This window comes from Salmonella sp. 32020114201800008SM (genome assembly GCF_017572025.1).
Taxonomy (GTDB): Bacteria; Pseudomonadota; Gammaproteobacteria; order Enterobacterales; family Enterobacteriaceae; genus Salmonella; species Salmonella enterica.
In genome coordinates, this window is record NZ_JAGEQM010000001.1 from 561,741 (window position 1) to 581,510 (window position 19,770).

The 19,770-nt window shown below is 51.5% G+C and carries 19 protein-coding genes and 1 pseudogene; 8 read left to right on the top strand and 12 right to left on the bottom strand.

The features are described 5' to 3' along the window. Nucleotides 1-113 precede the first annotated feature (113 nt). Complete coding sequence (locus J4613_RS02820; protein WP_130055037.1) at nucleotides 114-1,247, bottom strand: permease; 1,134 nt, start codon at nucleotides 1,245-1,247, stop codon at nucleotides 114-116. A 106-nt stretch (nucleotides 1,248-1,353) separates the two neighbouring features. On the opposite strand from J4613_RS02820, the gene J4613_RS02825 reads away from it, so the two are divergent. Both J4613_RS02825 and arsH read left to right on the top strand, forming a co-directional pair. Continuing rightward, nucleotides 1,354-1,647: a metalloregulator ArsR/SmtB family transcription factor gene (locus J4613_RS02825; RefSeq protein ID WP_080213601.1), complete on the top strand. Its 294-nt coding sequence runs from the start codon at nucleotides 1,354-1,356 to the stop codon at nucleotides 1,645-1,647. 130 nt (nucleotides 1,648-1,777) lie between these two features. After that, nucleotides 1,778-2,488 carry an arsenical resistance protein ArsH gene (gene arsH, locus J4613_RS02830; protein WP_208293644.1) on the top strand — a complete coding sequence of 237 codons (711 nt, stop codon included), beginning with the start codon at nucleotides 1,778-1,780 and terminating at the stop codon, nucleotides 2,486-2,488. Between the two features lie 130 nt (nucleotides 2,489-2,618). On the opposite strand, the gene arsC is transcribed toward arsH, so the two are convergent. Genes arsC through J4613_RS02855 form a run of 5 tightly spaced genes read right to left on the bottom strand, consistent with a single transcriptional unit; the run spans nucleotide 2,619 to nucleotide 6,926 of the window. After that, entirely contained in the window at nucleotides 2,619-3,044 is a 426-nt protein-coding gene (gene arsC, locus J4613_RS02835; protein ID WP_019213439.1) for a glutaredoxin-dependent arsenate reductase, read from the bottom strand. 12 nt (nucleotides 3,045-3,056) lie between these two features. Next, nucleotides 3,057-4,346 (bottom strand): arsenite efflux transporter membrane subunit ArsB, encoded by a 1,290-nt coding sequence (arsB, locus tag J4613_RS02840; protein WP_096200178.1) that lies wholly within the window; start codon nucleotides 4,344-4,346, stop codon nucleotides 3,057-3,059. A 48-nt stretch (nucleotides 4,347-4,394) separates the two neighbouring features. Beyond that, complete coding sequence (gene arsA, locus J4613_RS02845) at nucleotides 4,395-6,146, bottom strand: arsenite efflux transporter ATPase subunit ArsA (RefSeq protein WP_208293645.1); 1,752 nt, start codon at nucleotides 6,144-6,146, stop codon at nucleotides 4,395-4,397. A gap of 17 nt (nucleotides 6,147-6,163) precedes the next feature. Beyond that, complete coding sequence (gene arsD / locus J4613_RS02850; protein WP_011817072.1) at nucleotides 6,164-6,526, bottom strand: arsenite efflux transporter metallochaperone ArsD; 363 nt, start codon at nucleotides 6,524-6,526, stop codon at nucleotides 6,164-6,166. Between the two features lie 46 nt (nucleotides 6,527-6,572). Further along, the gene (locus J4613_RS02855; protein ID WP_019213436.1) at nucleotides 6,573-6,926 is read right to left on the bottom strand and encodes a transcriptional regulator; all 354 of its coding nucleotides are present in this window, start codon (nucleotides 6,924-6,926) and stop codon (nucleotides 6,573-6,575) included. A gap of 303 nt (nucleotides 6,927-7,229) precedes the next feature. Here J4613_RS02855 and sgcQ point away from each other — a divergent pair. From sgcQ to aac(6'), 5 genes and pseudogenes are all read left to right on the top strand, one after another. Further along, nucleotides 7,230-7,574: pseudogene (gene sgcQ / locus J4613_RS02860) on the top strand (BtpA family protein SgcQ); the annotation flags it as partial. 131 nt (nucleotides 7,575-7,705) lie between these two features. Continuing rightward, on the top strand, nucleotides 7,706-8,143 hold the full coding sequence (gene sgcA / locus J4613_RS02865) for an SgcA family PTS sugar transporter subunit IIA (RefSeq protein ID WP_000606458.1): 438 nt from the start codon (nucleotides 7,706-7,708) through the stop codon (nucleotides 8,141-8,143). 11 nt (nucleotides 8,144-8,154) lie between these two features. Beyond that, on the top strand, nucleotides 8,155-8,787 hold the full coding sequence (locus tag J4613_RS02870) for a ribulose-phosphate 3 epimerase family protein (RefSeq protein WP_111742344.1): 633 nt from the start codon (nucleotides 8,155-8,157) through the stop codon (nucleotides 8,785-8,787). 15 nt (nucleotides 8,788-8,802) lie between these two features. Beyond that, entirely contained in the window at nucleotides 8,803-9,594 is a 792-nt protein-coding gene (locus tag J4613_RS02875; RefSeq protein ID WP_001670738.1) for a DeoR/GlpR family DNA-binding transcription regulator, read from the top strand. Then, nucleotides 9,594-10,031, top strand: a complete 438-nt coding sequence (aac(6'), locus tag J4613_RS02880) for a cryptic aminoglycoside N-acetyltransferase AAC(6')-Iy/Iaa (RefSeq protein ID WP_000354853.1) — start codon at nucleotides 9,594-9,596, stop codon at nucleotides 10,029-10,031. The genes J4613_RS02875 and aac(6') overlap by 1 nt, the downstream gene beginning before the upstream one ends. A gap of 46 nt (nucleotides 10,032-10,077) precedes the next feature. On the opposite strand, the gene J4613_RS02885 is transcribed toward aac(6'), so the two are convergent. The 5 genes from J4613_RS02885 to J4613_RS02905 form a co-directional block, all read right to left on the bottom strand. Next, entirely contained in the window at nucleotides 10,078-11,280 is a 1,203-nt protein-coding gene (locus tag J4613_RS02885) for a lactate oxidase (RefSeq protein WP_000848090.1), read from the bottom strand. Between the two features lie 11 nt (nucleotides 11,281-11,291). Continuing rightward, nucleotides 11,292-11,867, bottom strand: coding sequence for a YceI family protein (locus tag J4613_RS02890; protein ID WP_023221353.1), 576 nt, complete (start codon nucleotides 11,865-11,867; stop codon nucleotides 11,292-11,294). A gap of 195 nt (nucleotides 11,868-12,062) precedes the next feature. Further along, a complete protein-coding gene (locus J4613_RS02895; RefSeq protein WP_023228341.1) occupies nucleotides 12,063-13,718 on the bottom strand; it encodes a glucan biosynthesis protein in 1,656 nt (551 codons plus the stop codon). A gap of 219 nt (nucleotides 13,719-13,937) precedes the next feature. Continuing rightward, complete coding sequence (locus J4613_RS02900; protein WP_000933983.1) at nucleotides 13,938-15,446, bottom strand: carboxylesterase/lipase family protein; 1,509 nt, start codon at nucleotides 15,444-15,446, stop codon at nucleotides 13,938-13,940. 48 nt (nucleotides 15,447-15,494) lie between these two features. Further along, nucleotides 15,495-16,838, bottom strand: coding sequence for a VOC family protein (locus tag J4613_RS02905; RefSeq protein ID WP_000024092.1), 1,344 nt, complete (start codon nucleotides 16,836-16,838; stop codon nucleotides 15,495-15,497). Between the two features lie 292 nt (nucleotides 16,839-17,130). On the opposite strand from J4613_RS02905, the gene J4613_RS02910 reads away from it, so the two are divergent. Further along, nucleotides 17,131-18,054 carry a LysR substrate-binding domain-containing protein gene (locus tag J4613_RS02910; RefSeq protein ID WP_000414259.1) on the top strand — a complete coding sequence of 308 codons (924 nt, stop codon included), beginning with the start codon at nucleotides 17,131-17,133 and terminating at the stop codon, nucleotides 18,052-18,054. A gap of 60 nt (nucleotides 18,055-18,114) precedes the next feature. Here J4613_RS02910 and J4613_RS02915 read toward each other — a convergent pair whose 3' ends face one another. Then, complete coding sequence (locus J4613_RS02915) at nucleotides 18,115-19,740, bottom strand: methyl-accepting chemotaxis protein (protein ID WP_000528481.1); 1,626 nt, start codon at nucleotides 19,738-19,740, stop codon at nucleotides 18,115-18,117. Between the last annotated feature and the right edge of the window lie 30 nt (nucleotides 19,741-19,770).

Sequence of the window (19,770 nt, forward strand, 5' to 3'; positions counted from 1 at the left end):
AGGTATGCAGAGCAGAATTTATAATCTATTTCATTCAGAGTGATTAAATGGATTACAGAAGCTAAAAGGTCTCCTTTTTTCAACATGAAAGCAGAAGACCCTTATTATATTTATTAAAAAAGCAATTGAGTCAGATAACCCATAAGTATGGCCATACCCAGGATAACCGTCAGAAACGCCACTATCATGGGCATTCTGAACATGGATTTAAGCAGGATCACCTCTGTTAAACTGGCTCCTGCACTACCGATGATCAGTGCCATTAACGCCCCGAGTCCCATTCCTTTTGCCATCAGTACCGATGCAAGCGGTATCACTGCTTCTGCCCGAATATACAGAGGAATACCCACAACAGCGCTGAGAGGAATGGCTAACGGATTATCCGTACCCGCATGAGCGGCAATCCACTCTGAGGGGATAAAGCCATAAATAAATGAACCAATGAAAACACCCAGTAAAAGATATGGCAGAACATCCTTAAACTGCTGTATGGCATCTTTCATTGCTAACTTTATTGGTGCGGAGGAAGTATTCTTTGTGAAATTTACACTCCCCACAGTCTCGCCACTGCAACAGCTAACAACCGGTTGTTCAGATGATATTGATGTGCAACACGCTGCTACGCTTTGCGCGTTCTTTACCGTCTTTAAATTAATTATGGGTTTTGCTGATGAAGTACAGCAGCTCGTTTTTGCAGGCGATTGTGTCGAATTAGTGCTGCAACAACTGGAACTCGCCGAAGTTTTTGCCGAAACTTCGGAATCATCGCATTTAGTGGCACAACTACTTGATGTTGAGTTTTTATGATCAACAATATGGCGTTCAAATCCCAAAGAATCCAATACGATACTGGCAAGGACTGAGACTGCGGCAGCGATGAAGGCGTACAGCAATGTCACCTTCCAGCCGAAGGTCACCCACATCAAACCCACGATAATGGGATTAAGTAGCGGTGAGACAAACAAAAAAGTGAGTGTCGGGCCGAACCCTGCTTTTGCCGACAACAACCCGCGTAACATCGGGATGGTTGAGCAACTACAGAAAGGGGTAACTGCGCCCAGCAGTGAGGCCAGCAGGTAACCTTTACCTTTTCGCGCCCCCATCATCTGCTGGATTTTATGGTCCGGGATCTTTTGTCGAATCAGACTCACACCGGCACTGATGACAATAAACAGCACTGATAGCTCGACGGCCAGGAACAGAAACATCCCTGCGGCATCTTGCAGCATAGACAACCAACTATTCATGATAAACCTCCTTGATAAAATCTATATTTCCAGAATAATCGAATTGTGTTTCTGGTCAAGATATTTCTGGTAATATCGAAATATCAATTCGTCAGAGGGATGTAACATGCAACTGGAAGAAGTCGCCAAGGCATTGAAAGAGTTAGGTCATCCGACCCGTTTGTTCATATTTAAGCATCTTGTCAAAGCCGGAGAACAAGGTCTGCCCGTGGGTGATTTACAAAAACAGCTTGGCATTCCTGCATCAACGTTAAGCCACCATATCTCAGCACTGGTATCGGTAGGACTCGTCAAACAGAATCGGGAAAGTCGCACGCTTATGTGCGTCTCTCAATACGAAATTCTGGAAGCGATCATTGAATTCTTGCGTGAAGAGTGTTGCGTAAACAGCAAAAACTGATGAAACAAGACTCCGCTGGAGTAAATAGCTAAGTAGTTAAGCGCTCATACCGTCATGATTGACGCGTGCTGCATCGGCTCGCATGAATCTAATCATGCTAATTTCATGAATCTATATGGAAAATTAAAAAATGAATACATTAAATAATATAGTTCCAGATTTATTCGATGCTGCGGTCATAGAGGAAAAACTGGGGGTACCGGCAGTATCTCACCCCCCTCGTATACTCATGCTGTATGGCTCTGTTCGTGAGCGTTCCTACAGTCGCCTGGCCACCGAGGAAGCAGCTCGTTTGTTAACTGCTATGGGTGCAGAAGTTCGCATCTTCAATCCATCAGGCCTTCCCCTTCCTGATGATGCTCCGGAGTCACATCCAAAAGTCATGGAGTTACGTGAACTGGTTCGCTGGTCTGAAGGGATGGTGTGGTGCTCTCCGGAACGGCACGGAGCGATGACCGGTATTATGAAGGCACAAATTGACTGGATACCGTTATCGGAAGGTGCGGTTCGACCATCTCAGGGGAAAACGGTGGCTGTCATACAGGTATGTGGAGGTTCCCAGTCATTCAACACCGTCAATCAGATGCGTGTTCTTGGTCGCTGGATGAGAATGATCACTATTCCGAACCAATCCTCGGTGGCAAAAGCCTGGCAGGAATTTGATGAAGGTGGACGAATGAAACCATCATCATATTACGACCGCATCGTGGATGTGATGGAAGAGCTGATGAAGTTTACCTTGCTGACCCGGGGAAATGCAGCCTATCTTGTTGATCGTTATAGTGAACGAAAAGAATCAGCAGAAGCACTTTCCAGGCGAGTAAATCAGAGCAAGATTTGAAGTTGGTATGGCGAACAATGACAGCATTAGCATCAGCCAGATCATTCTCAACATTCCTGATGGCGAGCGGGTCCATCTGCAGGAAGAAATGGCAACTTAATGATTAAGGGGGCAAATGCCCCCTTAATGTTTATTTCAGTCGTTTACCTGTTTCATCAACAACTTTTTCACCATCTTCCTTGGCGAATGCCCCTTTTTGCGCATCTGTCAGGATATCCAGCACCACTTCAGACGGGCGGCACAGGCGGGTACCCAGCGGCGTCACCACAATCGGGCGGTTAATCAGAATGGGATGTTGCAGCATAAAGTCGATGAGCTGATCGTCAGTAAATTTATCTTCCGAGAGCCCCAGTTCTTCATAAGGTTCAACGTTTTTGCGCAGCAATGATCGTACCGTGATCCCCATATCAGCGATGAGTTTGACCAGTTCATCGCGTGAAGGTGGGGTCTCAAGGTAGAGAATCACGGTCGGTTCAGTACCGCTGTTACGGATCATCTCCAGCGTGTTACGCGAGGTGCCGCAGGCCGGGTTGTGATAAATGGTGATGTTGCTCATATCAGTTTCTCATTACAAAGTGACAGAGAGACGTAGCGCCAGCGCAGCCAGCGTTACAAACAGCACAGGCAGGGTCATGATAATCCCGGTGCGGAAGTAATATCCCCACGTGATTGTCATATTCTTCTGTGAAAGTACGTGCAGCCAGAGCAGCGTTGCCAGGCTACCAATAGGGGTAATTTTCGGTCCCAGATCGCAGCCAATGACGTTGGCATAAATCATCGCCTCTTTGATAACACCGGTCGCGGCGCTGCCATCAATCGACAATGCGCCAACCAGTACGGTAGGCATATTGTTCATAATGGAAGACAGGAATGCGGTCAGGAATCCGGTGCCAAATGTCGCAGCCCACAGTCCCTTATCTGCCAGTACGTTCAGCACGTCGGAGAGATAATCCGTCAGACCGGCGTTGCGCAACCCATAGACCACCAGATACATCCCCAGCGAGAAGATCACAATCTGCCAGGGCGCGCCGTGCAGCACTTTACCGGTATTAATCGCATGACCTTTTTTAGCTACCGCAAACAAAATGACTGCACCCACTGCTGCAATCGCGCTCACAGGAATACCGAGTGGCTCGAGGACAAAAAAACCGACTAACAGAAGGATTAAGACTATCCAGCCGGTTCTGAACGTCGCCGGGTCTTTAATGGCTTTTGCCGGTTCTTTCAGTCGCGCCAGATCATAAGTAGGCGGGATATCCTTGCGGAAAAACAGATGCAGCATCACCAGTGTGGCAATAATCGCAGCAATATCTACTGGCACCATTACCGAGGCATATTCAGTGAATCCCAGATGGAAGAAATCCGCCGAAACGATGTTGACCAGGTTCGAGACGATAAGCGGCAAACTGGCGGTATCAGCAATGAAGCCAGCCGCCATCACGAACGCCAGTGTGGTGCTTTTACTGAAACCCAGCGCCAGCAGCATGGCGATAACGATAGGTGTCAGAATAAGCGCCGCGCCATCGTTGGCGAACAACGCCGCCACCGCCGCCCCAAGCAATACGATATACGTAAACAGCAGGCGACCACGACCATTCCCCCAGCGGGAAACGTGCAGTGCCGCCCATTCGAAAAAGCCGGACTCATCCAGCAACAGACTGATGATAATGACGGCGATAAACGTTGCCGTCGCGTTCCAGACGATATTCCACACCACCGGAATATCAGCAATGTGTATCACACCCGACGCCAGAGCCAGTACGGCACCCAGCGTTGCGCTCCAGCCAATCCCTAATCCTTTCGGCTGCCAGATAACCAACACGATGGTCAGGATAAAAATGGCTCCTGCCAGTAACATAAAACCTCCTGACAGGGCAGCAATGCTGCCCTGCGTGATGACAATAAATTAACCAGCGAGTTGTTTGAGTTTGTCGATGCCGGTCGGCTCTGACGCCAGTACAGGAACAAGTGCGACACGGCTGGCGTGCCGGAGTTTAACGCTCTCGATCTGCGGACGTTCTTGTTGTGCTCGCAGACGAAGCAGCGGCGAACGGGTATCCGCGATGGAAAGGCTGTTATTGATAATCCAGCCCCAAGGGTGAATGCCTGCACGCTCAAGATCGGCCTGTAAATTTGCCGCCTCAAGCACGGGCGTGGTTTCCGGCAGCGTCACCAGTAACACTTTGGTTCGCTCCGGGTCCTGAAGTTGCATCATCGGTGTGGTGAAATCCCCCTTATCGCCCATTTTCTTCGCAATCTCGCGGTGATACGCGCCTGTAGCATCCAGCAGCAATAGAGTGTGCCCGGTCGGTGCCGTATCCATCACCACGAAGCGCTTACCCGCTTCACGAATCACCCGTGAAAAGGCCTGGAAAACGGCAATTTCCTCGGTGCAGGGTGAGCGTAAGTCTTCTTCCAGCAGGAGTTTCCCCGCTTCGTCCAGTTCTTTTCCCTTTGTTTCAAGAACATGCTGACGATAGCGTTCCGTTTCCTCTTGAGGATCGATCCTGCTGACCTGCAGGTTGTTAAGGCTACCGTTCAGGGTTGTGCTGAGATGCGCCGCAGGGTCAGATGTTGTCAGATGGACATCAAATCCCATTTCGGCCAGCCTGACGGCAATGGCTGCAGCCATCGTGGTTTTCCCCACGCCACCTTTACCCATCAGCATGATCAGGCCATGCTCATTACGGGCAATATCATCGACCAACGCAGAAAGTGACGGAATGTCAGGGCGCTGTTGAACGTATTCTTCAGGTGATGACGCAGCTACAGGCTGAGTAGAGAGAAGCCCGCTGAGTGCAGACACGCCGACCATATTGACCGGCTGGAGGAATAACGTGTCAGTGGGCAGACCGGAAAGTTCAGAGGGAAGATTGGCCAGCGCCTCCTGTTCACGGTCCCATATTGCAGCAGCCAGTGTATCGTTTGCCGCTTCAGTTTTAGGCAGAACGCCATTAATAACCAGGCACTGATTTTTAAGGCCGATTGCGGCAAGTTCCAGATGAGTCCGGGCGACTTCCTGCAACGTGGATTTTTGCAGACGAGCAACTAATACCAGTCGGGTACGCTTTGGATCAGACAACGCTTCAACGGCATGGGCATACTGTTCACGCTGCTTTTCCAGCCCCGCCATTGGGCCGAGACAGGACGCGCCCTCGGGATTGCTGTCAATAAAGCTACTCCAGGCGCCCGGCAACTGAAGAAGGCGAATGGTGTGACCCGTCGGCGCGGTATCAAAAATGATATGGTCAAACCGCGTCAGCAGAGAGGCATCTGTCAGTAATCCGGTAAATTCATCAAAAGCCGCAATCTCTGTTGTGCATGCACCTGACAGTTGTTCGTTGATGCTGGAAACAACGTCATCAGGCAGGACGCCTTTAATAGGGTCAACGATTCTGGCCCGGTACTGTTGTGCAGCGGCCTGAGGATCAATCTCAAGAGCCGACAATCCAGGAACAGAGGCTATTGGCTGAATGGTATTGCCAATCGTCTGGCTAAACACCTGGCCTACGTTTGAGGCCGGATCGGTACTGACCAGCAGTACCCGTTTCCCCTGTTCTGCCAGACGGATCGCCGTGGCGCAGGAAATAGAGGTTTTACCAACGCCTCCTTTACCAGTAAAAAACAGATAAGGGGGGATATTCTGTAAGAATTTCATATGTCCTCCTGACATACTTAACAACAAGAAGTATTACCACCACAGCAGCTTGTTGGCGCTAATCCCACTTTCTCCAGTGGAATGCTAAACCAGCGAGCCAGCTCAGCGCGTTTCGGGTAACGCCCGGCCATCACTGTTTCGCCATCCAGTAACAACAATGGCAAACCTTCTGCCCCGGAAGCCTCAATAAACGCTTTGACCTTCTCGTTCTGTACAAAGCTCATCGGCTGTTGTGCGAGATTGAAACGCTCAATTTGTACACCACGTTGTTTGAGCCATTGCACATCCGCAGAAAAATCGACCAGAGCCTGATCAACATCTGTACCGCAGACGCCGGTGCTGCAGCACATCGCCGGGTCAAATACCGTTAACGTTTTCATTTCAATACCTCATATTTGATAAAGCATATATGTTAAGGCAAATTTTTTAGATGCAGACAGCCTTACTGCTACCGGAGCAGTTAACTGAAGCCAGCTTGCGGGCGATGGCCTGAACGTCGTCCTGTTGGCTTAACCAGGCCTGCTCAATAATCTGAGCAGCCCATGAAGGAATATGTGGTGATAAGCGGTAGTGAACCCATTTTCCTTGTTTACGATCGAGAAGAATTCCACTTTCCCGCAGCATTGCAAGATGACGGGAGATTTTGGGCTGCGATTGATCCAGTGTCATGCAAAGATCACACACGCACAACTCTCCCATCTCCCTGAGCAGCAACACGATACCCAAACGGGTTTCATCGGACAGGTTTTTAAATAACTGAAGTGGTGTTAGTTGCAACATTTCCCTCTCCTTTGTAGAAAACAAGTATCCCTCTACTCTGATATTAAGTCAAACAACACATAACCAAAAACATATGTGATAAATCTCACTATTACCTTAAGGTTGGTGCGCTAACTCGGAGGTCAGATGCAAGATTGAACACCAGAGACTGGTATTGACTTCTTATCTGTTTCCGCTGGGGTGGGAACACATCATATCTAAGGGGGGAGGAGATAACGTCTGGAGTTCCAATATTTAATCGAGGGTTTTGAGATTAATTTTTAGCCTTAACGTACAATAATTTTCGATATCCAAACTGACCCCTTTAACATCGTTCCGGAAGCGGCGGTGTATCTGGGAAACCGCGATGTCTGTTCAATTGCGAAATCGACCGTATTTAACAATAACCCCGATGCCCTGTGCGTCTCGGGGCTGACGGCGGGCGCTCGCACGGATAGCGCCATACTGAAGCGAGTAAAAGAGACCGTCCCCGACACGGTCGTGCTGGCGAATACCGGGGTGTGTCTGGAAAACGTCGAGGAGCAGCTCTGCATTGCCGACGGATGCGTAACGGCAACCACGTTTAAAAAAGACGGCGTCTTCGCCAACTTTGTCGACCAGGCGCGCGTGGCGAAGTTTATGGAGAAAGTACGCCATATCCGACAATAAAATGGGGATAAGCAAAACGCTTATCCCCTGCAGAGAGCGATAACTCTTCTGCCGATCTCCGTCGCCTTCGCCAAAAGACACGCCGGGGATCGGTTTCAGAGTAACCCGAACCGGCAAGGAGTCAACGATCGATGATTAATGATGTTAAGTGGGTTCAGGCGCAACGCCATGCCAGCGACTGGCGACACGCGCTAGATATCGCCGTCCGTCCGCTGATTACCTTCGGCGCGGCGGCCCCCTGCTACCTGGACGGTATTATTGAGAACACCCTTAAATGGGGGCCATATTATCTTATCGCGCCGGGGATTGCGCTGCCCCATGCCAGACCGGAGCAAGGCGCCAACCATAATCAAATCAGCGTCACTACGTTATCAACGCCGGTCGCTTTCGGCAATGCGGATTGCGATCCCATCTGGCTGTTGCTTTGCGCCAGCGCCACGGATGCCGAAGCACATATTCGCACCATTCAACGCATCAGCCAGTGGCTCGACTCGCCAGAAAGCGTCGCGATGCTGCAAGATGCGCCAAATGATGCCGCGCTTTTCGCGCAATTAACCGCATTGCGCTGATGGAGGTTTCGATGATCCTGCACCCTTCACTGGCCTCCGCCGATCCGCTGCGCTATGCCGAGGCGTTGACCGCTTTACACGATGCGCCCCTCGGCTCGCTGCATCTGGATATCGAAGATACCAGTTTCATCAACAATATTACCTTCGGTATGAAAACCATTCAGGCAGTCGCACAATACACTCGCCATCCGCTCTCATTTCACCTGATGGTCTCATCGCCGCAACGCTGGTTACCCTGGCTTGCAGCTATCCGCCCCGGCTGGATCTTCATTCATGCCGAAAGCGTGCAAAACCCCCCGGAGATTCTGGCGGATATTCGCGCTATCGGGGCGAAAGCAGGACTGGCGCTTAACCCGGCAACGCCGCTATTGCCTTATCGTTATCTGGCATTGCAACTGGATGCGCTGATGATCATGACCAGCGAACCCGACGGGCGCGGGCAGCAATTTATCGCCGCGATGTGTGAAAAAGTTAACCAGAGCAGAGAGCATTTCCCTGCTGCGGAATGCTGGGCGGACGGCGGTATTACACTTCGCGCCGCACGGCTGCTTGCAGCCGCAGGCGCACAGCATCTGGTGATTGGCCGGGCGTTGTTCACGACGGCGAACTATAATGTGACGTTGTCACAATTCACCGCGCTATAAAGGAGTCATATGCTGATGAGCCAACAGCGCCCCGACCGTATCAAACAGATGTTGCATTACCTTTGGCAACACAGGCACCTCTCAACACAGCAAGCTATTGAGCTTTTTGGCTATGCAGAGGCAACCGTGCGCCGGGATTTTCACTATATTGCCAGCCGTTATCCCGGTATGGTTCGCGGCCATGGTTGTATTGACTTCGACGACAGTACGGAAGATAAAGAATATGTTTTCGACGTTAAGCGAACGTTACAAAGCGAGGCGAAACGCGAAATCGCCGCCCTCGCCCGCACGTTCATCAAGGATGGAGACTGCTTTTTTCTCGACTCCGGCTCCACCTGTCTGGAACTGGCAAAATGTCTGGTCGACGCCAAAGTAAAAGTCATTTGCAATGACATCAAAATCGCTAATGAACTGGGTGGCTTCCCACACGTAGAGAGCTACATTATCGGCGGACTGATCCGCCCCGGCTACTTTTCGGTGGGCGAGAGCCTGGCGCTGGAGATGATTAACGCCTTTGCCGTTGAACGCGCCTTTATCTCCTGCGATGCGCTGTCGATTGAAACGGGCATCACCAACGCTACCATGTTTGAAGTGGGCGTTAAAACGCGCATTATTCAGCGCTCACGCGAGGTCATATTGATGGCCGATCACTCAAAGTTTGATACTGTAGAACCCCATGCGGTGGCGACGCTGTCCTGTATTACTACCATTCTTAGCGACAGTGCGCTCCCGTCTGCTATCGCCCGACGTTATCAGCAAGCAGGATGCCGTCTCATCATGTCAGACCCCTCATCAGGAGCGCGTTAATGGACATCAGGCAAATGAACAAAACCCATCTGGAGCACTGGCGCGGATTGCGAAAACAGCTCTGGCCTGGTCACCCGGATGACGCCCATCTGGCGGACGGCGAAGAAATTCTGCAAGCCGATCATCTGGCATCATTTATTGCGATGGCAGACGGGGTGGCGATTGGCTTTGCGGATGCCTCAATCCGCCACGATTATGTCAATGGCTGTGACAGTTCGCCCGTGGTTTTCCTTGAAGGTATTTTTGTTCTCCCCTCATTCCGTCAACGCGGCGTAGCGAAACAATTGATTGCAGCGGTGCAACGATGGGGAACGAATAAAGGGTGTCGGGAAATGGCCTCCGATACCTCGCCGGAAAATACAATTTCCCAGAAAGTTCATCAGGCGTTAGGATTTGAGGAAACAGAGCGCGTCATTTTCTACCGAAAGCGTTGTTGAGGGAAATCATACAGGAAAAGGTCGGGGATAGTACCCGACCTTTATATTACTGGGGCAGCTCTTTTTCAGTTAACAAGCGTGTCGTTTTCACTTGTTCAATATTCCTGGCGCCACCCAACATCATGTTAATTGTCAGCTCTTTGTTTAGCTGTTCAATCACTGATGCCACACCCTGAGCGCCGCCAAGATTAAGACCGTATAATACAGGCCGGCCAACCGCCACAATATCCGCCCCGCTGGCTAACGCTTTGAATACGTGCGAGCCACGGCGTACTCCACTGTCAAAAATAACAGGCACTCGCTTGTTGACGACTTTTGCAATCGCAGGAAGCATATCGAATGAGGACGGCCCGCTGTCTAATTGACGGCCACCATGATTAGAAACCCATATTCCTGCGGCCCCAGCCTGGATAGCAATTTCAGCATCCTCCGGCGACTGAATGCCTTTTACGATAACCGGCAGACCGGAAATACGATGTACATAGGCAATATCCTCCGGCGTAAAGGCTTGTTTAGCCTGCGCGTAAATTTCACTTATCCCTGCCCCTTTTCCGGTTTTTGAACCATCGTCATTTTTTCTGGCGAACATTTCCAGGTTTGCAAAGCCCAACGGGAACTGGAAGTTATTTTTAATATCTTCTTCCCGATAACCGCCGACAGGCGAATCTACGGTCAGAATAATTGCTTTAGCGCCATGCTTTACCGCTTGTGCAAGAATAAATTCGTTAAATTGATTATTCTTACTCATATAAAGCTGGAAGAAGAACGGATTTTTCCCGGAAACGTTAGCCACCTCTTCGATGGTCTTGTTGCCATAAGTGCTCAACGAGAAAATCGAACCGACCTGCGCCATGCCTTTCGCCGTCGCCAACTCTCCGGAGGCGTGGGCCAGGCCCTGCGCCGCCATCGGTGCCTGGATTATAGGCGTTTTAAGCGGAATACCCAGTAGCTGCGTTGATAAATCGATCTCTTTTAACTCAATGCCCTGTAATACGCGCGGCATAATATATTTTTTGTCAAAGCTTTCGGTGTTGCTGCGAAGGTTATTCTCATCTTCGGCTCCACCGCGAATATAACCAAATGCCCCTTTCTCCATTCTGGCCTGAACGCGCGCTTCCAGGGAGGCTACGTTCGTCATTTTTATTGCTTTTTCGTCCGTGCTGGCTTTGTACTCTTCAGCATAAGCCAGGCCTGATGTTGCCAACATTACCAGCGAGGCCACTACCCGAATGAGGTGATGAGTTTTCATCATTATTCCCTTTATTGCTTAACCGCTTCTGCCTGGATTTTTATATCGACAACTTTCGTCATCCCCATATCGACCAGATAATCTACCCCCCATTGGGTGCGATCTATTTGCGTGACAAAATCACCACCGCAAACCTGCGCCTTGAATATCGGGCTCATATAACAGCCAAACTTGGTGGTGGTTAAGGTGACGGGCTTCGTTACTCCCTTCATTGTTAGCAAACCGTCAATAGAAACCGGTTTATTATCTTCAAAATGCCATTTTGTTGATTTAAATACCATTTCTGGATATTTTTCCGCATCCAGAATATCGCTACTGCGGATATGGTTATCAAACGCATCCACCCCGGTATTTAAGGCGCTTACGGGAATCGTTACGCGCATCTCTGCGACTTGCTTTTCCGGCTGATATTTCAGTTCGCCGCTAATAGCATAAAACCCGCCATGATTGGTTGAGGTCTGGAAATGATCGATATTAAATACCGCATTGGTATGCGTATTATCAAATTTATATACATCTGCATGAGCAGCACTTAATAAACCCAGAGACAGGACAGCACCAAGAAAATTCTTTTTCATTATATTCACTTTATATCTTAAATAAGGTGAAGTTATCTTAATGTTCCCTGTCCGCAGGATCGAGAGGGATAAACAGGAAGGACTGTTGCAAAAATAGAACGATGGAAAGGCCGTGTCACAAAAACAGCGGCTCACGAATGAGTTTATGTCAGGGCTATTTCCGCAACCTGTACCGCCTTTGTGGCGGTACAGAAGGCAAACTGTCTAACGCATGATACGATCGTCAACATAACGGCGCTTATCCGGCGCGGGCGGGAAATACTGATACAGCCAGGTTTCGCTGATAGCCTCCCCCTGGCAGCGCAGGAACATACGCATATCCACCGGTGCCGTAGAATCCGAGGTCGGATACCAGTCAAACTGGATACGATAACCGTTGAAAGGCTCAACGTAGAGGATCTCAATCTGCTTCGCCTCACCGCTGGAGAGCGTAATTACCGGCTCAATGCCTTTTGGCGCGGCCGCTTTCAGATCGCCGCCGACAAAATCAATAGCAAAACGGCGCGCCCATTTATCCGGGTAATGTTCGCCCGGCGCCCAACCCTCGGGAAAGCCACCCATCCCTGTACGGGTCGCCATGACCCGCGCAAGCGGCGATTGTACCGGCGGCTGCGCGCTCCAGTACAAACGATAATTAAACGCCAGCGTATCCCCGGCTTTGATCGCTTTTTCCGGCTGCCAGAAACAGACCACATTATCCAGAGTTTCGCCAGTGGTTGGGATCTCCATCAGGCTAACCGCGCCTTTCCCCCACTTATTGCGCGGCTCCACCCACAGGCTCGGACGTTTGTTGTACCAGCCCATGACATCCTGATAATGCGAGAAATCGCGATCGAGTTGCAGCAGGCCGAACCCTTTTGGGTTATCGTCCATATATGCATTGAACTGCAATTTCTGCGGATTATTCAGCGGGCGGCAAATCCACTCGCCGTTACCCCGCCACATCGCCAGCCGATCGGAGTCGTGAATTTGCGGGTGAATGGTGTCGCATACCCGACGTTCATTATTCCCACAGCTAAACATACTGGTCATCGGCGCAATGCCAAGTTGCTTTATATCTTTACGGGCGTAGAGATGGTTTTCTACATCCATGATCACCTGCGTTTTTTCGCAATGGATCACAAATTTATACGCGCCCGTCACGCTAGCGCTGTCCAACAGAGCGTAAACGGTAAACGTAGTATCGCCCGGCTTCGCGGTGTCAAACCAGAATGCGGTGAAGTCAGGGAACTCTTCCTGACCGTCAGTATAGGTATCTATCGCCAGCCCGCGAGCCGACAGGCCATACTGATAAGTATCATCTACCGCCCGGAAATAACTGGCGCCCAGGAAGGAGACGACATCGCGCCGCGCCAGTTCCGGCGCTTTAAAGACACGGAAACCGGCGAAACCGAGATCGCTCTGCCCTTCCAGTTGCGTCGTATCAACGCCGGCATCGTTGTATTTAAACAGTTCCGGGCGAAAATGAATCTCGCGAGCAAGATGCGTCGTCGTATCAACGGAAAACATGCGTACGCGACGACGGAAGCCCATCCCTACGTGGAAAAACTGAATATCGAGCTGCCGGTTGGCAACACCGTTCCAGAGTGAATGCGCCGCGTCATACTGAATGCTGTTATAGGCCTGCGGCGTCAGATTGGCGAGCGTATCCGGCAAGGGTCCCGGCGCGCCACCCCAGGGCTTTTTCGCTAACGCCTGGGCCATTGATTGCAGACCAGCAAAATCAAAACGGACAATTTTACCATCCGCAATATCGGATTCCGCGGCAAACGCCGCCTGAGAAAAGAGTGAAGCAATACCGCTGGAACCGCACACGGCGGCCATTGCCATTGAACCTTTAATAAATCGTCTACGATTCATACCTGAAAATGAGTCCTTCTGGTCTTGTGAATGGTCCCGCGCTGGTTTTTTCAGCAGCAAGAATGTGCCCGTTTCTGACCGCTCACTCTAGACAAAATTCATTAATAATCCAATTGTTGGTCGCCTGGAAACTGTGCAAAAGCGTAAATATTTTATGTCGATAAGAACCGACCGAATCGGATGTAAACCTCACGCAGCATTCTTCAGGTTATGAAAAGTTTATTCCAGACTAACGTGATGTTTCATGACTCGTTTAAACAGCGCCAGACGCGCACGCATAAAGCGGTTTTCCACTTTAAAACCGGCAAGTTTGTTCAGCCCAATCCGCAACAGACGATCTCGCCCCCGAATGCTGGCGGGCCAGCGAACCGGGCCGTGCAGCACGTCGCGCGTGCGGCTGGCATGACGAGCGAAATTCACCCAGTAATCCGCCACCTGCGAGGCAAAGGCCAGGTCATTCTCATTCACATAATGGCATGTGGGCTCAGCCCGCGTTAACGTATCGAATACATACGGTATTTCATTGCCATGACAGGCGCCATTCGCGTAGGTGTTATGCTCCGCCTCGGCGACATAATCAAACCAGTAACGCCAGCACGGTTCGCCGATCCGCTGCTGCGCTTGCATGACGACATAACCCAACGTGGTAAATACCATATCCCGACAGACCTGCCGCCCTAGCGCTTCGTCGCCTTTCACTCCAGGATAAAGCAGCCGGATTAACCCCAGACCAACACGCCGCTCACGGCGCATTTTTTGAATTTGACCGGCAATATCGACGCCAAAAACGGCCAATACGCTGGCTTCATCGCTATTCGAGCCGATCATCACCGGTATTGGATGCTGTTTCGCCGCAAAGAAGGTTTCCAGCATCGGATGCGGCAGCACGACGTCGCCGGAAATCGGCGTCGGCGCAATTTTAAAAGGCGCGTCCAGCGGCCAAAACGTCTCTGCCGGTAAAGCGCGTAGCTGTTCGGCAGTGGCATGGGCTAAACCAAGATGTTCCGCCAGCGCAACGCCTTTTTTTAGCGCCACCTCGCGGGGCGTATCTGGCAGCGTATAACCACTCTGAATAATCGCTTTATGAAAAAGCCCCTTCGCCAACGGCGAAGCCATCAACGACAGCACGCTGCGGGCGCCGGCGGATTCGCCAAATAACGTCACATTCTGCGTATCGCCGCCAAATGCGGCAATATTGTCCTGCACCCAACGCAGCGCAGCGATTTGATCGAGTAAAGCGAAATTATGAATACACTCCGCCCCTTCGCCTTCCAGCGCCGGATGCGCGAAAAAGCCCAGATGGCCAAGCCGATAATTGACCGTCACCACGATCGCGCCGCGCTTCGCCAGCGCTTGACCGTCATAGGGCGGCAAACTTCCCGCGCCAATAGTGTAACCGCCGCCGTGTAGCCAGACCATGACCGGCAACGGTTCATGACGTACGGCGGGAGCCCAGACGTTCAGGTAGAGACAGTCTTCGGAAAAATTTCCCGGATCGCCGCCGCCGAGTTCACGACACCAGGTAATATCCTGCCAACTGGCGCAGGAGAAACAATCCGCCTGGCGCACATCCTGCCAGGGCGTAACAGGCTGCGGCGCACGCCAGCGTAGCTCCCCTGTTGGCGGCGCGGCATAAGGTATACCGCGCCAGATATGGATTTCTTCCTGTACGACGCCCACGATTTTACCGTGACGCGTCGCCACCAGCGGGATGGAGGGATTCAACATAACGCCTTCCTTTTACAGTATCCTCACAGCCTGTGAAGCTTACCGCTTTTAAAGCAGACCGCAACGGCGTTTACTGCGTTCTTCCGCTTCCTGATATAACGAAAATTCATCCCGTACAGCACATCCCAGCGCCTGTTCAAAGGCGTCGCGGCTGGCATTGCCGTGGCTTCTGGCCAGCGTTTCATTTCCCAAATTCGACTGAAAAATGCCGGCTGCGCTGACCGGAAGAAAATCTTCATAGGTAATCGGCTGCGCGATCACCCAACCGCGCTCAATAAGCGGCTGCGGATCGTCGCCAGGATGGATCGCCTGACGATGCGCCTCGCCGGAAGGCGTTAAGCGATAACGGAACCAGGCAAGCCCCTGCTGGCGAAGCAGAAATTCGCTATCCGGAAAGGCGTTAAAGACCTCCCGCAAATGGAGTTGATGCGTGAAGTTGTCCTTACCCGTTCCCGCCTTGTGCAACAGTTCGTCATATAATCGACGACCTTTTGGCGTCAGCGCGACGCCACGTTGCTCAATTTCGCCGAAGCGCGCCGTGTGCGTACCCTGCTTTTCATCAACGAAGAGCACCTGCTCTTCCAGAGCTTTGAAACTGGTTTGCCGCAACAGAATAGGCACTTCGCGGCGAGGCGGACCTTCGATAAGAATTTTAGGCGTAATGCCGCACTCCGGCATCATGGCCTGTACCCGGTCGATATCCAGAGTACGCGGCGTCAGATGGTTAATGTGGCATCCCGGAAAACAGACCACGTCGGCAATTAAACGATGCTCACGATGCAGGCTGCGGTACGTTTCTTCATCAACGGTAGCCTGACGATGCCAGCGAAAAGTCTCCAGCGTTTCACGGACGAACTCTTCGGCCTGAGCAGCACTAAAACCGCCCTGCTCGTCGTACTCATCCAGCAATTGTCGGCAGCGCGATGTAAAAATATCCCGCTGCGATAAGATTTCCGCCGCCCGCTGGCGTAATGCCGCGTTTTCAATAAGCTCCAGGCGTAATAGCGAAGTGAACATGCGAAAGGGATTACGCGAGAGCGAAGCCTCGTCAATGGGACGAAATGCCGTGGAGTGCACAGGCACGCCCGCCTGAGAGAGATCGTAATAACTTACTGGGTACATCCCCATGATGGCGAATATCCGACGCAAGGTAGAAAGTTCTTCTGCGGTGCCAACACGAATGGCGCCATGTCGTTCCACGTTCAATCGCGCCAGTTCATCGGCATTAGCCAACTGCTCATGCAGTTTGGGATTATTTTCCAGCACCGCCAGATTCACGTCAGCCACAAGCTCCAGTAACGTACCGTACTGCGGAACTTCCTGCTGGTACATTGCCGACATTGCCTGCGAAAAGTGTTCCCGAATCTCATCTGCCGTGATGGTGTTCGCCATAATGTCATGCCTCCAGTGAATGTTACCTGGAGTGTAGAAAACCTCATCCATTCCGGGGAGAAGAATTTATAAAGTGTGATCCGACCTGAATTCATTATGCAGAACGGATTGACATGAGCTGGCATATCCCCGACCAGATCGCGGCTTAACACGCTTAACGGCAGTTGAATCATCAGTAAAATAAAACAGTTGTAACTTGAAATGGTAAAATGTTAATAATATTTTGCTATCAGGTTATCAAAAACAAACAACTTTACTTGTCACCCGCACGGCTCTGTTTTTAACATCGCTTATGGAAAAAAATGGTCTGTTTAGTCAGCGCATTCGGTTGCGCCACCTTCATACATTTGTCGCCGTTGCGCAACAGGGAACTCTGGGGCGCGCGGCTGAAACTCTTAACCTGAGCCAGCCAGCGCTTTCTAAAACGCTGAACGAACTGGAACAACTCACCGGAACCCGTCTGTTTGAACGCGGGCGACTGGGCGCGCAATTAACGGTTCCTGGCGAACAATTTTTGACTCACGCGGTAAAAGTATTAGATGCATTGAATACCGCCGGGCAGGCGCTGAATCGCAAAGAGGACGCCAGCGCCGATGTGGTGCGTGTTGGCGCGCTCCCCACCGCTGCGCTGGGTATACTCCCGGCGGCTATTGGGCGGTTCCATCAACAGCAAAAATCGACCTCGTTACAGGTCGCGACCATGAACAATACGATGTTGCTTGCGGGTCTGAAATCAGGCGAGATCGATCTGGGTATTGGCCGCATGTCAGACCCGGAATTAATGGGCGGTTTAAATTACGAACTGCTGTTTTTAGAATCGCTTAAATTAGTGGTACGCCCCGGTCATCCCCTGTTACAGGAGACGATCACGCTCAGCCGGGTTATGGAATGGCCGGTAGTCGTCTCGCCAAAAGGCACGGTACCGCGCCAGAATGCGGAAGCCCTGTTGCAAAGCCAGGGGTGTAAAATGCCTGCCGGATGTATCGAAACGCTATCCGCATCGTTATCACGACAACTGACCGTAGATTACGATTACGTCTGGTTCGTCCCCTCTGGCGCGGTTAAAGAAGATCTTCGCCAGGCGACGCTGGTCTCATTACCCGTGCCGACCCAGAGCGCAGGCGAACCGATAGGTATTCTTACGCGAGTTGATATCCCGCTCTCAACTGGGGCGCAAATGCTGATTGCGGCGATCCGTAAATCGATGCCGCTGTGATAGCGGCTGTCGGAGAATAAACGCGCCCGCGGCTAAAATAGCCCGCTGGCGCGACGCTTACTAAAGGAAGGATGATCGCATCGTCGCGCCAGTATCCTGTAAACGAAACGCATCAACGGCTTGCGTCAAGCGGGCAGCCTGTTCTTCAAGCGAAGCTGCCGCCGCGGACGCCTCTTCGACCAGCGACGCGTTTTGTTGCGTAACCTTGTCCATCTCAGAAATCGCCTGACTGACCTGAACAATACCGCGACTTTGCTCATCAGAGGCTGCCGCGATATCGAGCATAATATCGGTGACGCGTTTGACGGCATCCACAATCTCATTCATGGTGCTCCCCGCAGCGATAACCTCTTCAGATCCTTGTTCAATCAGGCTGACCGATGCGCCGATCAAGCCTTCAATCTCTTTTGCCGCCTGCGCGCTGCGACTGGCGAGGGTACGAACCTCACTGGCGACCACCGCAAAACCGCGTCCTTGTTCCCCGGCGCGTGCCGCCTCGACCGCCGCGTTCAGCGCCAGAATGTTGGTCTGGAAAGCGATACTGTTAATGACGGCGGTAATTTCCGAGATTTTTTTCGAGCTGGTGGAAATATTCCCCATCGTTTGTACGACCCCGGAAACCATCTGGCCTCCGCGACTGGCTTTACCGGAAGCATCTTCCGCTAGTTTGCTGGCGTGATGCGCATTATCCGCATTCTGCTTAACGGTTGCCGTCAACTGTTCCATACTGGCCGCGGTCTGTTCAATGGCGGCAGCCTGCTGTTCAGTACGAGAAGATAAATCCGTATTACCGGCGGTAATTTCGCTGGTGCCTCGATAAATTTCCTCCGCCCCCTGACGCACCGCCCCTACCGTTTGTTGCAACGCATGCTGCATCTGCTGAAGATGATGACTCAGGCGACCTATTTCACTGCGTCCTGTGGGTTCGTCAGCCATGGTCAGATCGCCCGCCGCAATGCGTTCGATACGTGACGCAGACTGCTGCAAGGGTTGTATCACCGTGCGACGCAGCACCATGAAGGTCATTAACGTCAATACCAGCGCCAACGTAAATGCGCCAATCATAAACATCATACCGAGCCGGGTACGTTGGTAAGCCTGCTCGCTAAGTAGTCTTGCCCGCTCGGTGCGCAGTTCAATCGCTTTCAACAGGACATGGTTATATGCTGCATCCAGTTGTTTTGCCTGCTCGTTTTCATGATTAATGATCGCTTCGAACATGCCATTTTTGGCAAATTTCAGCATCGGTTGCAGGCCGTTGATATAGGCGGTGTAGCGGGCGTTTAACTCGTTATCTAACGCGTCATCGGCGGGTGTTTTCACCGCTCTGGACATATAAGCGTTAAAGCCGTCCTGAGACTGCTTGATCCGCGTTTCCGCAGCGGCAATATTGGCTTTCATTTCATCCATTTCAGCAATCCGGCTCGCCGCGCCAGCGTGGATCATATTGATACGTGCGGTACGTAAGTGGTTAGCGCTGTTGGATAATCCCATCCGTACCTGAATCTCGTCCGTGACATCACGCTGATCGCGATCGGCCTGTAACAGAAAATAGCCTGCCAGCCCGGCGCTCAAAGCAAAAAGAAGAAGGATGCCACCGAGAATGGAGGAAAACAGCGGAACCAGCCGAATATGATGCAGGAAGCCCAGTTTATGCGAGGCTTGCATCGAGAATGTGTTGCCCATGACCGTCGACTCTCTTGTAGGTTTTATGCG

Coding starts and splice junctions, on each gene's coding strand:
- J4613_RS02825 (WP_080213601.1), top strand. CDS start 1,354: ATGCAACTGGAAGAAGTCGCCAAGGCATTGAAAGAGTTAGGTCATCCG.
- sgcA (WP_000606458.1), top strand. CDS start 7,706: ATGATTAATGATGTTAAGTGGGTTCAGGCGCAACGCCATGCCAGCGAC.
- J4613_RS02870 (WP_111742344.1), top strand. CDS start 8,155: ATGATCCTGCACCCTTCACTGGCCTCCGCCGATCCGCTGCGCTATGCC.
- arsC (WP_019213439.1), bottom strand. CDS start 3,044: ATGAGCAACATCACCATTTATCACAACCCGGCCTGCGGCACCTCGCGT.
- arsA (WP_208293645.1), bottom strand. CDS start 6,146: ATGAAATTCTTACAGAATATCCCCCCTTATCTGTTTTTTACTGGTAAA.
- J4613_RS02895 (WP_023228341.1), bottom strand. CDS start 13,718: ATGAATCGTAGACGATTTATTAAAGGTTCAATGGCAATGGCCGCCGTG.
- arsD (WP_011817072.1), bottom strand. CDS start 6,526: ATGAAAACGTTAACGGTATTTGACCCGGCGATGTGCTGCAGCACCGGC.
- J4613_RS02900 (WP_000933983.1), bottom strand. CDS start 15,446: ATGTTGAATCCCTCCATCCCGCTGGTGGCGACGCGTCACGGTAAAATC.
- arsB (WP_096200178.1), bottom strand. CDS start 4,346: ATGTTACTGGCAGGAGCCATTTTTATCCTGACCATCGTGTTGGTTATC.
- arsH (WP_208293644.1), top strand. CDS start 1,778: ATGAATACATTAAATAATATAGTTCCAGATTTATTCGATGCTGCGGTC.
- J4613_RS02875 (WP_001670738.1), top strand. CDS start 8,803: ATGAGCCAACAGCGCCCCGACCGTATCAAACAGATGTTGCATTACCTT.
- J4613_RS02855 (WP_019213436.1), bottom strand. CDS start 6,926: ATGTTGCAACTAACACCACTTCAGTTATTTAAAAACCTGTCCGATGAA.
- J4613_RS02885 (WP_000848090.1), bottom strand. CDS start 11,280: ATGAAAACTCATCACCTCATTCGGGTAGTGGCCTCGCTGGTAATGTTG.
- J4613_RS02905 (WP_000024092.1), bottom strand. CDS start 16,838: ATGGCGAACACCATCACGGCAGATGAGATTCGGGAACACTTTTCGCAG.
- J4613_RS02820 (WP_130055037.1), bottom strand. CDS start 1,247: ATGAATAGTTGGTTGTCTATGCTGCAAGATGCCGCAGGGATGTTTCTG.
- J4613_RS02915 (WP_000528481.1), bottom strand. CDS start 19,740: ATGGGCAACACATTCTCGATGCAAGCCTCGCATAAACTGGGCTTCCTG.
- J4613_RS02910 (WP_000414259.1), top strand. CDS start 17,131: ATGGAAAAAAATGGTCTGTTTAGTCAGCGCATTCGGTTGCGCCACCTT.